Origin of the sequence: Rhodococcus sp. 1168, from assembly GCF_002091955.1 — a bacterium.
In the GTDB taxonomy this organism is placed as follows: domain Bacteria; phylum Actinomycetota; class Actinomycetes; order Mycobacteriales; family Mycobacteriaceae; genus Rhodococcoides.
In genome coordinates this window covers 1-14256 of record NZ_MKKY01000036.1, presented here as the reverse complement: position 1 = coordinate 14256, position 14256 = coordinate 1, and the positions used below count along the sequence as shown (strand labels likewise).

Below are 14256 nucleotides of genomic sequence, written 5' to 3'. Positions count from 1 at the left end.
AGTGTCTGCAGTAACGAGAAGTACGTGTTCATGACAAAGACAGGGGAGGGTACGTCGTGGTAAATGCCGTCGAAGTAGACAATCTCGTACTCGAGTACGGGAAGAACGTCGCGCTCAACGGGATCAGCTTTTCGGTGCCGGAGGGGACGGTTCTCGGAGTTCTGGGACCGAACGGTGCAGGCAAGACGACGGCGGTTCGCATCTTGGCGACGCTGTTGACGGCGACGTCGGGAACTGCGAAAGTATTCGGCCTCGACGTCGCAAAGCAGGCCAACGAGGTCCGGTCCACCATCGGGTTGACCGGCCAGTTCGCGGCGGTCGATGAGTACCTCACCGGTTACGAGAATCTCGAGATGGTCGGTCGCTTGTTCGGGCTGAAGAAGGCCGAGGCGCGCTCGCGCGCGGACGATCTGCTGAAGCGGTTCGATTTGCTCGATGCTCGCGACCGCACAGCCAAACAGTATTCGGGCGGCATGCGTCGACGCCTCGACATCGCTGCCAGTCTCATCGGTCGGCCGCGGGTGCTGTTTCTCGACGAGCCCACAACCGGTCTCGATCCGCGCAGCCGAATCGCCATGTGGGACTTCATCTCCGATCTGGTCAAGGATGGGACGACCATTCTGCTGACCACGCAGTACCTGGAGGAAGCAGACCGGTTGGCAGACAAGATCATCGTCCTCGACAAGGGGTCGATCATCGCCGAGGGCACCGCTGATCAGCTGAAGGCGCAGGTCGGCGGCGAGCGTCTCGAGTTCGTACTCACCGATCCTGACGATCGGGCACGCGCTCATGAATTGTTGGCTCCGATCGGTGTCGACGAACCGCAGTGGGACGCGCAGGCCCGCCGAATCGTCATGTCGGTCGACGGTGGCGCGGACGACTTGACGACAGCCCTGTTGAAGCTGCGCGAAGCGGCTATCTCCGTGTTCGACGTCGGCTTGCGGCGCCCCAACCTGGACGACGTGTTCCTCAGTCTCACCGGCCATGCGACCGAGTCGGACGCTGCAGTGGAGGTAGGCAAATGAGTGTCGTGCGCGATTCGCTGATCATCGGCAAACGCAATCTGATCAAGATCAAACGGGTTCCGGACCTGCTTGTCTTCGCGACGCTGTCGCCCATCATGTTCGTGCTGCTGTTCGCGTACGTATTCGGCAGTGCCGTCGATATTCCCGGCGGCGGCGACTACAAGAGCTTCCTGATGGGTGGCATCTTCGTTCAGACGATGATCTTCGGTGCCACGATCACCGGATCTTCGCTGGCAGAGGATCTACAGAAAGGTGTGATGGACCGTTTCCGTTCGTTGCCGATGGCACGCTCGGCCGTGGTCATTGGGCGAACCGCCGCCGATGTGGGCAACAACTTGGTGACCATCACGATCATGTCGATCACCGGTTTGATTGTCGGCTGGCGCATTACGACGTCGTTCTTCGAGGCTTTGGCGGGGTACGTACTGCTGCTGTTGTTTGCTTACTCGATCTCGTGGGTCATGGCGTTCGTCGGGCTGTCGGTACGGTCACCGGAAATTTTCAACAATGCCTCGTTCATTGTCATATTCCCTGTCACCTTCATTGCGAACACCTTCGTGCCCATCGACGGCTTCCCGCCGCTGCTCAAAACGATCGCCGAATGGAATCCGATTTCCTCGACCGTCCAGGCGGTACGCGAGTTGTTCGGCAACACAAGTCCTTTGGCGCCGCCGCCGGATGTGTGGTCACTGCAGAACCCAGTGCTCTATACGCTCATCTGGGTCGTCGTGCTGCTCGTGGTCTTTGTCCCGTTGTCGGTGCGTAAGTACGAGAGAACGCTTACTGCTTGAGGCTGGTCTCGAGAAAATCCAGAACCTCGGTCCACATTCGGCGCTGCGCCTTCGCGGTGCCTGCGGGCGTTCCACCGGACACAGTGTTGTAGTTCCGGTCGACGGTCGTGGGTGTTGCGGGGGGACGCAGAACGTGACCGGCATTCGGCAAGATCAGCAACCGGTCCGTATTGCGTTTGCGTCTGGCGATCAACGCGCGCGCCATCCGGTCGGACGGATAGGCGGCGTCGTCATCGCCGGCGATCACCAGCAACGGAGCGTCGATTCTCTCGACCGGGATGATCGCGTCGTGGACGTCTTTGTCGTTTTTCAGTCCGGCAGCGTACGCCGGTCGTAGCGACAGCGCTTGCGAGGTGGGGCCGGTCGAAAAGACCCGTCGGACCGCCGTCTTGATCAGCTGCCCGATGAGTCGTTCACTTCGAATGGGCATGTACGGCAACGGTTCACCGCCGACGGTCAGCGAAGACGTACGGGGCGGAGGTCCGCTTTTGCACCGGGCTTGCAGGACGACATGGGAGGGTGACATCGCGATGACGCCGCGCACCGGAAGGCTTGGAGTGCGGGCCAAAGCGGACAAGGCCACCGATACCCCGACCGAGCAGGAGTAGACCGCAATTCGATGTGCGTCGACGCGTTCGTGTCCGGCAAAAGCTGCCATTCCAGCGGCGATCGCTTCTACCGGTATTTCCTCGAACTGCTCGGGGAGTCCGGTGTCGTCCATATAGGACAGAACGGCTGCGACGTATCCATGTGAGGCGAGCAGCGCCGCGGTGGGCGCTGCTGGTCGTGCGCCTGTGGTGTCGGGGAGAACGATGACCCCGGCCAGCACGTCGTCGCCGGTGTCGGGGAGATAGATCCGCAGTCGCCACCCGACGCCCGTGAGATCCTCGCGAACCAGATCTCCGCCCCAGGTGCGACGCACTGTGGTGCTGGACGAGCCCTCCACTGCGTGCACCGAGATTCGATAGTCGAGTCCGCCGTCCGATCCGGCGAAGGTGACGGGTACGACGCCTTCGTCGACGAAGGACATGTTCCACCACGGTCGATCGGGGTCGGTTATCAAAAGCCGACCTTCGGCATCGATGTTGTAGTCCTGATGTGACACCCAGTGGTGGTTGTTCGCATCGACCGTCGCGATATCGAGATGGACTGGAAGGCCGGGTGAAACGCCCAGAACACGGAAGGTGGTGGGGCCGTCGATTGGGCCCTCGACTGGGTCGACCTGCAGGGACACGGCATCCATTGTCCAAGTGTGCGCCGTGACCGCGTTCGGTGTCGGTCATATAACGCAAGTTTCCCCGGTCGGATGACTACCGACCGGGGAAACTCGACTGAACCGAGACGAATGTCTACGAGTGGTAAGGCTCTGCGCTGACGAGCGTGACCTTCATGATCTTGCCGTTCGGCAGCGTGTACTGGCGGGTGTCGCCGACCTTGGCATTGATCAGTGAACCACCCAACGGAGAGCTAGGGGAGTAAACCTCGAGCTTGGAGTCGGTGGAACCCTCTTCGCGGGTGGCGATGAGGAAAGTCTCGGCGTCGGACTCGTCACCGTCGTAGTAGACCTTCACCACGGACCCGGGGAGCGCTACACCGGACTGGGTGGGGGCCTCGCCGACCTTGGCGGAGTTCAACAGTTCCTGAAGCTGGCGAATACGGGCTTCCTGCTGGCCCTGGTCCTCGCGCGCAGCGTGGTAGCCGCCGTTCTCTTTCAGATCGCCCTCTTCGCGTCGCTCGTTGATCTCGGCGGCGATAATTGGACGATTGGAAATGAGTTGGTCGAGTTCGCTCTTGAGCCTGTCGTGGGACTCCTGGGTAAGCCAGGTCACCTGGGTCTCGGTCATCTCGATCACTCCCTTGTAGTAGAAGTCGCGGTGGACTCCCCGTTTTATGCGGACGGCGCACGCGGCGAACCGGGGGATTGCAGTGTGCAGATTCCCAGGCGTTGGAGGCCCGCTTTTTGAGCCACTGGAGCGCAGCGTCAGCCGCGGGCCACAGTGCCGCCCTGGCCGTCAATGCAGCAATACACGGCTCCAAAGCGGAACCGTGTACCGGCCTATCTTACCACGAGCAGGCGCTAGGTCAGCCTGCGCGTAGATAATCGGGGACTTTCAGGCTGCATCCGTAGATGTCGCCGACGGCGGGCGGTTGAGAAGTACGTATTTCCGACTTCACCTCGATCTCGCGTGCGTCCGAGCCGGGCACGAGTACTTCGCGGCGTCCGGTCTCGGATCCGTCACGCGAACGCGCCCGCACGATACAGACCGCGTCGTCCTGCGGATCTGCGCGAGTGACGCTGAAACGAATTGAGATGGTGGAATCGTCGAGCAGGTCGAACGCGAGTGCTGTTCCCTCGATGTCTTTCACCGAAAACTTCACGTACCCGATGTACGCGATCCCCAGGCCGGCGAGGAGCACCACGATGAGCAGCAGGTTCTTGGTGCGACGGGAGACCGACCGCGAGGTCGACGTGGGATAGCGGCCTTCGGGGAGCGTGGAAGTCATGCATGCTTTCGTCGTGAAGGTCGGGGAGATCTCGGTGTTCGCTGGTAGATCTACGGCAGCCGGTGCGTGTTGTGTCGGCACCAAGTGGAACTATATGTGTAGGGAAGAAGCAGGCGAAGCTGAGGTGAGGAAAGAACGTGTCCGGACTACGGCTCATGGCGGTGCACGCCCATCCCGACGACGAATCGAGTAAGGGCGCAGCGACGACGGCGCGGTATGCCGCCGAGAACAACGATGTCCTGGTCGTGACGTTGACCGGTGGTGAACGGGGAGACATCCTCAATCCAGCGATGGACATCCCCGGTGTCAACGATCGCATCGAGGAAGTGCGGCGGGAAGAGATGGCTGAGGCGGCCCGCATTCTCGGGGTACGTCAACATTGGCTCGGCTTCGTCGATTCGGGTTTGCCCGAGGGCGATCCGCTACCCCCGCTGCCCGAGGGGTGCTTTGCGCTGGTTCCACTCGAAGAGTCCACCGAGGCTCTGGTGAAAGTCGTTCGCGAATTCAAACCGCACGTGATGACTACGTACGACGAAAAGGGTGGATATCCGCACCCGGACCACATCAGGTGTCACGAGGTATCGGTTGCGGCCTACGAAGCCGCAGGTGATCCCACGAAGTTCCCCGACGCCGGGGAACCGTGGACGCCTCTCAAGCTCTATTACTCGCACGGTTTCCTCCGCAAGAGAATGCAACTGTTCGACGACTGGTTCGTCGACCGCGGCGAAGTGAGCCCTTTCGTCGACTGGTTGAAACGGTGGACCACGGACCGCGACGAAATCATGGAGAGAATCACCACGCAGGTCACTGCCGACGAATATTTCGAGCAGCGCGACGACGCTTTGCGGGCGCATGCGACGCAGATCGATCCGAACGGGGTGTTCTTCGCCGTACCCGTCGATGTGCAGCGCAAGCTCTGGCCTACCGAAGAGTTCGAATTGGCGCGGACGCGGGTCAAGACGTCGTTGCCGGAAACCGATCTGTTCGCTGGCATCGAAACGAAGGACCTCTGAGTGATCATCTCGCTATTGGCCCAGCAGCCGACCGGCCCGGAGTTCGGTAAATCCTCGCCCGTCGGGCTGGTGATCATCGTCGCGCTTCTCGTCGGTACAGCTCTGCTGATCTGGTCGATGAACAAAAAGATCAAGAAGCTCCCCGAAACTTTCGAGAAGGAATACCCGAGGCCTGATCAAGAACTCGACGAGGGGACCGATCGCGGCGCACTGACGGTAGATCCGCCCAAGATGTCGACCACGGACAAGATGTCGACAACGGACAAGACGTCGACCACGAAGAAGCGGGCCGACAAGGACGAGACTTAGCCGTGCTCGGCGCCAACGCGCTCGGAGTATCGACCAGCCCATACCTGCTTCAGCATGCGGACAATCCGGTGCATTGGCAGCAGTGGTCGCCCGAGGCGTTGAACTCCGCAGTTGAACGCGATGTGCCGATCCTGCTCTCGATCGGTTATTCGGCCTGTCATTGGTGTCACGTGATGGCGCATGAGTCGTTCGAGGACGAGACGGTCGCGGCGCTGATGAACACCAATTTCGTGTGTATCAAAGTCGATCGTGAGGAACGACCCGACCTCGACGCCGTCTACATGAATGCGACGGTAGCAATGACGGGTCAGGGCGGCTGGCCTATGACGTGCTTTCTGACACCCGACGCCGAACCGTTCTACTGCGGCACTTACTTTCCGCCCAGACCGCGCGGGGGGATGCCCTCGTTCGAGCAGTTGCTGACTGCGATATCGGACACCTGGAGTACGCGTCGGGAGGAAGTGTTCGACGCATCCGCTGCGATCGTTGCCGCCCTTCGAAAGAACTCCGGGCAGATGCCGACGTCGGAGCGGCCGATCGACTCCGACCTGATGGCCGACGCCGTGGCCTCGGTGCTCGCGGACGAAGACGTCGAGCGTGGTGGCTTCGGCGGGGCACCCAAGTTTCCGCCGGGTGCACTGTTGGAGGGCCTGCTACGCCACTACGAGCGCACTGGTTCTGCCACGGCACTCGAGACGGTCCGTCGCACCGCGGCCGCGATGGCTCGCGGCGGAATCTACGACCAGATCGGTGGCGGGTTCGCGCGCTACTCGGTCGACGCGGAATGGGTCGTGCCGCACTTCGAGAAGATGCTCTACGACAACGCGCTTCTACTTCGGTTGTACGGGCACCTCGCCCGGGTGACGGGGGATCCACTGGCCGTTCGAGTGGCCGAGTCGACCGCGGGCTTCCTGCTACGCGAACTGCGAACCGACAACGGGTGTTTCGCGTCCGCTCTCGATGCCGACACCGACGGTGTGGAGGGATCCACCTACGCGTGGACGCCCGAACAGCTCGTAGATGTTCTCGGGTTCGAAGATGGTGTCTGGGCGGCAGGCCTGTTCGTCGTCGACAGTGCAGGGACATTCGAAGCGGGCATGTCGGTTCTGCAGTTGCCCGAGGATCCTGAGGATCTCGAGCGGTACCGGCGCGTGGCGGAACTGTTGCTTTCGGTTCGGGATCAGCGCCCACAGCCGGGCCGTGACGACAAGGTGGTAACCGCGTGGAACGGCCTCGCAATCACAGCTCTCGCCGAAGTAGGCACGGGACTCGGACGTTCGGAGTGGGTCGACGCCGCTGTCGCCTGTGGTGAACAGATCTTCGCGACACACTTCGAGAACGGGCGATTGCGACGCGCCTCGCTCGGCACCCACGTCGGTGTCGCAACGGGTGTGCTCGAGGACTACTCCTGCCTTGCTGTCGCCTCGCTGGCGCTTCTTCAGGCCACCGGAAAGGAGACCTGGTCGATTCGGGCGCAGGCGATTCTCGACGCTGCAATCGAACACTTCGCCGACCCGGATCATCCTGGCAGTTGGTTCGATACCGCCGATGACGCCGAAGCATTGGTGACGAGGCCACGAGACCCACTCGACAATGCAACCCCGTCGGGAGCGTCGACGGTGACGGAGGCTCTTCTGACGGCAGAGGCGCTAGTGCCGCCCGAGATGTCGGCTCGATATGGAGAGCTCGCCTCGGCCGGGCTCGCCCGTGCGGCTCTGATTCTGGAGCGGGCACCCCGATCTGGAGGCCACTGGCTCACCGTCGCCGAGGCATCGGTGCGGGGACCCTTGCAGGTGGCCGTGTCGAGCGTCGGGAACAGCAGCCTGCTCGCCGTTGCTCGCGCGCACGCTCCCGGGGGAACGACGATCATGGCCGGAGCGGAAAATTCCAGCGCGCTGCTGAAGGATCGGCCCATGATCGACGGCAACGAGGCGGCGTACGTGTGTCGCGGATTCGTGTGCGACCGCCCCGTCACCACCGAGGTCGAGCTCATCGCCGCCTTGCAATGCTGACCCTGGCTAGAACAGCACCAACCACACCGCGACGAGGTGGCAGATCGCGGCAAGCACCGTGGCCGCGTGAAAGAACTCGTGATGTCCGAACGTAGTGGGCCAGGGATTGGGCCATTTCGTGGCGTACAGGATGGCTCCGACGCTGTACAGGACACCGCCGACGAGCAACAGAATGAACGGTGCGAAGCCCACTTGCTCGATCAGCGTCGGTGCGACCGGCACGATGGCCCAGCCGAGAATCAGGTACAGCGGTACGCCCACCCATACGGGCGCTAGAGGCCACAGCATCTTGAGCGCAACGCCGCCGAGGGCACCGATCCAGACGACGATCAGCAGCGTTCTGCCGGTTGCTGCCGGGAGTCCGAGTACGGCGAACGGCGTGTAGCTACCGGCGATGAACAGGAAGATCATCGAGTGATCGGCACGCTTCATCCAGGTGCGAGTGGCAGGGGTCTTCCAATGGATTCGGTGGTAGGTAGCGCTGACGCCGAAGACACCGCAAACAGTGCTCGCGTAGACCGCGGTCGCGATTCCGGCACTGACGGAGACCAGGCTGAAGGCCAGCGTGACGAGGACGATGCCCGCCACGACGGAGACCGCGAAAGCGTAGAGATGAATCCACCCGCGCATCCGAGGTTTCGCGGGTAGTTGGTCGATCCCGAACATCATCATGCGATCACTTCCTCTCGACTCCGAACTTACGCAACCGTAGGTTCGGTCCGTACTCTACCGGCGAGTAGCTTCGTTTCGTCGGCGTAAGGTTGTGCTCCGTGGTGATCCGACTGTGGTGATGTCTCGGTGAAAATTCTCCCGACGAACGTACGTAACGTGCTGTACAACGTCTACGAGCGGCGCTTGCTCATGCAGCTCGACGGCATGCGCCATCCGCGTCACGTTGCAGTGATGTGTGATGGAAATCGCCGGTGGGCACGTGAGAACGGCTTCACCGACGTCGCGCACGGGCATCGCATGGGTGCACTGAAAATCGCCGAGATGCTCGGTTGGTGCGACGCCGCCGGAATCGAGATGGCCACCATTTATCTACTCTCGACCGAGAATCTGTCCCGCGACCCCGACGAGCTCGATTCACTGCTCGAGATCATCACCGACGTCGTCGAAGAAATCTGCGGACCCGAGCAGAATTGGGGGGTCAAGATCGTCGGCACCCTCGAGCTCCTCCCGCCATCGACGGCGCGCAGGCTCGAAGAGGCCGCCGCTCATACCGCAGGGCGAACCGGAACGCATGTCAACGTCGCGGTGGGCTACGGCGGTCGGCAGGAAATCGCCGACGCAGTGCAATTGCTGGTGAGAGAGAAGATTGCCGAGGGACTCACCGGAGACGACTTGGTGGAATCCATCGATGTCGATGGCATCGATACTCACCTCTACACCTCCGGCCAGCCGGATCCGGATCTGGTGATTCGCACGTCGGGTGAACAACGTCTCTCCGGATTTCTGCTGTGGCAGAGCGCGTACTCGGAAATCTGGTTCACCGAGGCGTACTGGCCGGAGTTTCGCCGAGTCGATTTCCTTCGAGCACTGCGTGACTATGCAGCCAGGCATCGTCGTTTCGGAATCTGACTACCTCGCTACAACTTGCGCAATCGGAGCCTGTTGATGGCGTGATCGCTGTCCTTGCGCAGCACCATCGTGGCCCGAGGGCGCGTCGGGAGAATGTTCTCGACGAGGTTCGGCAGATTGATCGAGTGCCAGAGATCCTCGGCGGCCATACGTGCGTGCTCGTCGGGCAAATTCGCGTAGTGATGAAAGTGCGCGTCGGGATCGGCGAACGACGTCTTACGCAGTGCGAGAAAACGCTTCACGTACCAGCGCTCGATGTCCTCGATTCTGGCGTCGACGTAGATCGAGAAGTCGAACAGATCCGACACCATCAGACGTGAACCGGTCTGCAGAACGTTGAGGCCTTCGACGATGAGAATGTCCGGCTGACGAACCATGTGGAACTGGCCCTTGAGAATGTCGTAGGACACGTGCGAATAGACCGGGGCGGCAACCTCTTCGGCTCCGGACTTCACCTCGGTGACGAAGCGCAGCAGCTTGCGCCGGTCGTAGCTCTCGGGAAATCCCTTGCGATGGAGAATGCCGCGACGCGTCAACTCTGTCGTCGAATACAGGAAGCCGTCGGTGGTGACCAGGTCGACGCGTGGATGGTGGTCCCACCGCGCGAGGAGTGCTTGCAGAACTCGGGCCGTCGTCGACTTTCCGACCGCGACACTGCCGGCCACTCCGATCACGAAGGGCACCTGCCGATCCGGATGCTTCTCGCCGAGAAATGTTGCCGTGGCCGCGAACAGTCGTTGCCGTGCGGCGACCTGGAGGTGAATGAGTCGGGCCAGAGGGAGATACACCTCGGCGACTTCTTCGAGATCGATCTGCTCACCCAAGCCGCGGAGGCCGACGAGTTCTTCCTCGGTGAGCACCAGTGGCGTCGACTGCCGAAGCGTGCGCCACTGGGCGCGATCGAACTCGACGTAGGGGCTGGGTTCGCTCATTCGGAGGTACACACCTCGTGTGCCTGGTCCGTACCTGGGAGTACGCACCAGGCGCACGAGGGACACTGAAGTCGCATGGCTTCAGATTGTGCTTGGTGCCACTGATACTCGTTCCGGCGGGGTAGTTCACTGTTCGTTCATTTCAGTGCGGCCACTATCGTCGTTTCTCATGAACGCCGATTCCCTCGTCCGTGAGTATCTACAACTCGGTCTGAAATTCGACCGACTCGAAGAGGGCTTCGTCGACGCGTACACCGGTGACCCGGAGCTGCGTCGACAGACCGAGAGTGCGCCTGCTCCCGATCCCGCTGCCCTCGCGCGGCAAGCCGTCGCATTGCGGGCCGAGCTGGCCAACACCGATCTGTCGGCGCAACGTGCCGAGTTCATCGATGTCCACTTGCGCGCGCTCGAATGCTCGGGTCGCAAGTTCGCTGGAGAGGACATCGGTTTCGTCGACGAGGTCTTCGCATATTTCGATGTCCGCATCGAACCCGGGGATCAGGACCACTATGCGCAGGCACACCGAAAGATGGACGAGGTGCTGTCGGGTCCGGGTTCGCTCGCCGAGCGATTGGCCGCTCACCGCGCCAGAGACGTCATCCCGGCCGATCGGCTCCAGGAATGCGTCGACGCCTTCTCGAGTGCTTTGCGTGATCGTGTGCGAGCAGAGTATTCACTGCCCGAGACCGAACAGGTGCGTTACGAGGTGGTGGGGGACAAGCCGTGGTCGGGATTCAACTACTACCTCGGTGACTTCAAGTCCACCGTGGCCATCAACTCCGATCTCGAACAGCACATGGCGAACCTCCCGCACCTCATCGCACATGAGGCTTACCCCGGACATCACACCGAGCACTGCCGGAAAGAGATGGGCCTCGTCGGTGCCGGGCAGCAGGAACAGACCCTGTTTCTCGTCAACACTCCGCAATGCCTGATGGCGGAGGGGCTTGCAGATCTGGCGCTCGAGTCGATCGTCGGACCAGGGTGGGGATTATGGGCACAGGAAATCTACGCCGACCTCGGCCTGCGGTTCGACGGGGAGAAGGCCGAGCAACTGTCGACGGCGTCGGGCCAGCTGCTCGGGGTGCGGCAGGACGCGGCATTGTTGCTGCACGATCGACACAAGAGTCAGGATGACGTCGCGGCTTACCTGGAGAAATGGGGCCTAGCGTCGCCCAAGCGTGCTCGGCAGAGTCTGAAGTTCTTGTCCTCGCCGTTGTGGCGTGCCTACAGCAGCACATACGTCGAGGGATACAAACTTCTCGGCGGTTGGTTGGCTCAGGGCAAGACCGTCAAAGAGCGATCGGCGTTGTTCGGGCGCCTACTCGACGAGCCGCTGACACCGGGGCAATTACGCATCTCGTAAACTGAGGGCGCCCACATCGCTGCGCTCATTTGGAGACCCCTGTTATGACTGACGTCAACAACCTGTCCCTTGCCGAACTCGATCCTGAGGTCGCCGAGGCCATGGCAGGCGAACTGGGGCGTCAGCGTGACACGCTCGAGATGATCGCATCGGAGAACTTCGTACCCCGGGCCGTTCTACAGGCGCAGGGCAGCGTGCTGACGAACAAGTACGCCGAGGGCTACCCGGGCCGTCGCTACTACGGTGGCTGCGAGCACGTCGACGTCATCGAGGACCTGGCTCGTAATCGTGCCAAGGAACTCTTCGGCGCCGAGTTCGCCAACGTCCAGCCGCACGCCGGTGCGCAGGCCAACGCGGCAGTGTTGATGGCACTGATCAACCCGGGCGACAAGATCATGGGCCTCGATCTGGCGCACGGCGGCCACCTCACGCACGGTATGAAGCTGAACTTCTCCGGCAAGTTGTACGAGGTCGAGTCCTACGGTGTCAGCAAAGAAGACCACCGGATCGATATGGATCAGGTGCGCAAGCAGGCCATCGAGGCCAAGCCACAGGTCCTGATCGCCGGCTGGTCCGCATACCCGCGATTCCAGGATTTCGAAGCCTTCCGTTCCATCGCAGACGAGGTCGGCGCGTTGCTGTGGGTCGATATGGCGCATTTCGCCGGACTCGTCGCAGCAGGGCTGCATCCCTCGCCCGTTCCCTACGCCGACGTCGTGTCCTCGACCGTGCACAAAACTCTCGGTGGACCCCGGTCCGGCTTGATCCTCGCGAAGAAGGAATGGGCGAAGAAGCTCAACTCCGCAGTGTTCCCCGGTCAGCAGGGCGGCCCACTCATGCATGCGATCGCCGCCAAGGCCGTCGCCTTCAAGATCGCTGCGACGCCGGAGTTCAAGGAGCGCCAGGAGCGCACGCTCCTCGGAGCTTCACTCCTCGCAGATCGCCTGAACGGCAAAGACATCGCGGACAAGGGAATCTCGGTTCTCACCGGCGGCACCGACGTGCACCTCGCACTGGTGGACCTGCGTAACAGTCAGCTCGACGGCCAACAGGCCGAGGACCTTCTCCACGAGGTCGGCATCACCGTCAACCGCAACGCCGTGCCGTTCGATCCGCGCCCGCCGATGGTCACCTCCGGGCTGCGCATCGGCACCTCGGCACTCGCGACGCGTGGCTTCGGCGAAGCAGAGTTCACCGAGGTCGCCGACATCATCGGTACCGCCCTCGCCACCGGCGAAGCCAGCGACTCGTTGAAAGAGCGCGTCATCAAGGTCGCACAGAGCAAGCCGCTCTACGACGGCCTCGAAGACTGGGGCCTGATCGGCTGATTGCCGGCCCGCTTCGCTGGGTCGGCAGGTCGGCCTGTTCATCTCGCCCGGCCTGTTCATCTCGCCCGGCCTGTTCATCTCCCCCGGCCTGTTCAACTCGCCCGGCCTGTTCATCTCCCCGACCTGCTTGAATGGTCCATTCATACGAATCGGGCAATCTCAAGTGGTCGTTGCAACACAGCTCCTGACCTGAGGAGATGTCGAGCAGATGCCACGACGTGTTGTCCCGAATCGCGCAGAAGTAGTCGCTAAGTTCCATGCCATGCGAGATTCGGGTGCTTCAGTGATCCACGCGTCGGCCGCTGCCGGCGTCAGCCGCACCACCGGCAAGCGGTGGATAGATCAGAAGGCAGGAATCGTCCGCGGGGCCAAACGGGTCCGGCCCGAACCCAGCGGACGATTCCTCTCGCAAGCCGAACGAGAGGAAATCGCGATCGGCACCGCGATGGGACTAACCCAGACCGATATCGCCGACCTGATCGGACGTCACAAGTCCGTCGTCTCCCGCGAACTCAAACGCAACACCAACCTTGGCGGCACCTACCGATCAGTGTCCGCACACCAGCGAGCGGACACACGCGCCCGCCGACCCAAGGCCGCGAAACTCGCCGACCGCAACAGTGAGCTCCGCACAGAAGTCGTCCGCAGACTCCGCAAAAAGTGGTCACCACAACAGATCTCGGCGACACTGAAGATCGACTACCCCGATCGACCGGAGATGCACGTGTCGCACGAAACGATCTACAACGCCATCTACGTCCAAGCCAAAGGCGAACTCAAAGCCGAAGTCGCCGATGCACTACGGACCGGGCGGGCGCATCGCCGCAAACACGGCCGGGTACCCAGCAACGCTCATCACATCCCCGACAAAACGCTGATCTCCGAACGACCCGACGACGTCGAAGACCGCACAGTACCCGGGCACTGGGAAGGCGACCTGATCCTCGGTGCCGGCAACAAATCGGCGATCGGCACCCTCGTCGAGCGCACGTCACGGTTCACCATGCTGCTCCACCTGCCGCACTCGCACAATCTCGACGCCGTCCGAGACGCGATGATCGAGGCAATCCGGTCGATGCCTGCGGTACTCAAACAGTCGGTGACCTGGGATCAAGGTCTCGAAATGCGTCGGCATGCAGAAATCACTATGGCCACCGACATGGCAATCTACTTCTGCGACCCCCACAGTCCCTGGCAGCGCGGAACGAACGAAAACACCAACGGACTCCTGCGGCAATACTTCAAAAAAGGCACCGACCTGTCCGTGCACACCGCCGAACGACTCCAAGCGGTCGCCGCTGAACTCAACGACCGCCCCCGGAAAACACTAGGCTGGAAATCACCAGCAAAAGTGATCAACGAGTTAGTCGTTGCAACAACCACTTGAAACCGCC

At 61.8% G+C, this 14256-nt stretch carries 14 protein-coding genes; 9 read left to right on the top strand and 5 right to left on the bottom strand.

The window, feature by feature from the left end; all coding sequences use genetic code 11:
• The first annotated feature begins 56 nt into the window (after nt 1–56).
• Entirely contained in the window at nt 57–1025 is a 969-nt protein-coding gene (locus BJI47_RS05095; protein WP_088942721.1) for an ATP-binding cassette domain-containing protein, read from the top strand.
• Nucleotides 1022–1816, top strand: coding sequence for an ABC transporter permease (locus BJI47_RS05090; RefSeq protein WP_088942720.1), 795 nt, complete (start codon nt 1022–1024; stop codon nt 1814–1816). Before BJI47_RS05095 ends, BJI47_RS05090 begins: the two co-directional genes overlap by 4 nt.
• Here BJI47_RS05090 and BJI47_RS05085 read toward each other — a convergent pair.
• The 3 genes from BJI47_RS05085 to BJI47_RS05075 form a co-directional block, all read right to left on the bottom strand.
• Complete coding sequence (locus BJI47_RS05085; protein WP_088942719.1) at nt 1806–3059, bottom strand: acyl-CoA thioester hydrolase/BAAT C-terminal domain-containing protein; 1254 nt, start codon at nt 3057–3059, stop codon at nt 1806–1808. The genes BJI47_RS05090 and BJI47_RS05085 overlap by 11 nt on opposite strands.
• 106 nt (nt 3060–3165) lie before the next feature.
• On the bottom strand, nt 3166–3660 hold the full coding sequence (gene greA, locus BJI47_RS05080; protein ID WP_084346091.1) for a transcription elongation factor GreA: 495 nt from the start codon (nt 3658–3660) through the stop codon (nt 3166–3168).
• A 238-nt stretch (nt 3661–3898) separates the two neighbouring features.
• Entirely contained in the window at nt 3899–4321 is a 423-nt protein-coding gene (locus BJI47_RS05075; RefSeq protein ID WP_088942902.1) for a DUF4307 domain-containing protein, read from the bottom strand.
• Between the two features lie 137 nt (nt 4322–4458).
• Between BJI47_RS05075 and mca the strand changes: the two genes are divergently transcribed.
• From mca to BJI47_RS05060, 3 genes are read left to right on the top strand one after another with little or no spacing between them, the layout of a single operon-like run.
• Nucleotides 4459–5334 carry a mycothiol conjugate amidase Mca gene (mca, locus tag BJI47_RS05070; RefSeq protein WP_176224679.1) on the top strand — a complete coding sequence of 292 codons (876 nt, stop codon included), beginning with the start codon at nt 4459–4461 and terminating at the stop codon, nt 5332–5334.
• Entirely contained in the window at nt 5335–5643 is a 309-nt protein-coding gene (locus tag BJI47_RS05065) for a hypothetical protein (protein ID WP_254900398.1), read from the top strand.
• Between the two features lie 2 nt (nt 5644–5645).
• Nucleotides 5646–7655, top strand: a complete 2010-nt coding sequence (locus BJI47_RS05060; RefSeq protein WP_088942717.1) for a thioredoxin domain-containing protein — start codon at nt 5646–5648, stop codon at nt 7653–7655.
• A gap of 6 nt (nt 7656–7661) precedes the next feature.
• Here BJI47_RS05060 and BJI47_RS05055 read toward each other — a convergent pair whose 3' ends face one another.
• Entirely contained in the window at nt 7662–8327 is a 666-nt protein-coding gene (locus tag BJI47_RS05055) for a hemolysin III family protein (RefSeq protein WP_088942716.1), read from the bottom strand.
• A gap of 126 nt (nt 8328–8453) precedes the next feature.
• Between BJI47_RS05055 and BJI47_RS05050 the strand changes: the two genes are divergently transcribed.
• Nucleotides 8454–9236: an isoprenyl transferase gene (locus BJI47_RS05050; protein WP_088942715.1), complete on the top strand. Its 783-nt coding sequence runs from the start codon at nt 8454–8456 to the stop codon at nt 9234–9236.
• A gap of 8 nt (nt 9237–9244) precedes the next feature.
• Here BJI47_RS05050 and coaA read toward each other — a convergent pair whose 3' ends face one another.
• On the bottom strand, nt 9245–10168 hold the full coding sequence (gene coaA / locus BJI47_RS05045; protein ID WP_088942714.1) for a type I pantothenate kinase: 924 nt from the start codon (nt 10166–10168) through the stop codon (nt 9245–9247).
• A gap of 169 nt (nt 10169–10337) precedes the next feature.
• Between coaA and BJI47_RS05040 the strand changes: the two genes are divergently transcribed.
• From BJI47_RS05040 to BJI47_RS05030, 3 genes are all read left to right on the top strand, one after another.
• Nucleotides 10338–11534 carry a DUF885 domain-containing protein gene (locus tag BJI47_RS05040; RefSeq protein WP_088942713.1) on the top strand — a complete coding sequence of 399 codons (1197 nt, stop codon included), beginning with the start codon at nt 10338–10340 and terminating at the stop codon, nt 11532–11534.
• A 44-nt stretch (nt 11535–11578) separates the two neighbouring features.
• Nucleotides 11579–12862 (top strand): serine hydroxymethyltransferase, encoded by a 1284-nt coding sequence (glyA, locus tag BJI47_RS05035; protein WP_088942712.1) that lies wholly within the window; start codon nt 11579–11581, stop codon nt 12860–12862.
• 208 nt (nt 12863–13070) lie between these two features.
• On the top strand, nt 13071–14249 hold the full coding sequence (locus tag BJI47_RS05030) for an IS30 family transposase (RefSeq protein ID WP_217808487.1): 1179 nt from the start codon (nt 13071–13073) through the stop codon (nt 14247–14249).
• Nucleotides 14250–14256: the final 7 nt, after the last annotated feature.

Excerpts from the sequence above, each read along its gene's own strand:
- BJI47_RS05085 (WP_088942719.1), bottom strand. The coding sequence starts at position 3,059 with ATGGATGCCGTGTCCCTGCAGGTCGACCCAGTCGAGGGCCCAATCGAC.
- coaA (WP_088942714.1), bottom strand. The coding sequence starts at position 10,168 with ATGAGCGAACCCAGCCCCTACGTCGAGTTCGATCGCGCCCAGTGGCGC.
- BJI47_RS05090 (WP_088942720.1), top strand. The coding sequence starts at position 1,022 with ATGAGTGTCGTGCGCGATTCGCTGATCATCGGCAAACGCAATCTGATC.
- BJI47_RS05040 (WP_088942713.1), top strand. The coding sequence starts at position 10,338 with ATGAACGCCGATTCCCTCGTCCGTGAGTATCTACAACTCGGTCTGAAA.
- BJI47_RS05030 (WP_217808487.1), top strand. The coding sequence starts at position 13,071 with ATGCCACGACGTGTTGTCCCGAATCGCGCAGAAGTAGTCGCTAAGTTC.
- glyA (WP_088942712.1), top strand. The coding sequence starts at position 11,579 with ATGACTGACGTCAACAACCTGTCCCTTGCCGAACTCGATCCTGAGGTC.
- greA (WP_084346091.1), bottom strand. The coding sequence starts at position 3,660 with ATGACCGAGACCCAGGTGACCTGGCTTACCCAGGAGTCCCACGACAGG.
- BJI47_RS05055 (WP_088942716.1), bottom strand. The coding sequence starts at position 8,327 with ATGATGATGTTCGGGATCGACCAACTACCCGCGAAACCTCGGATGCGC.
- BJI47_RS05075 (WP_088942902.1), bottom strand. The coding sequence starts at position 4,321 with ATGACTTCCACGCTCCCCGAAGGCCGCTATCCCACGTCGACCTCGCGG.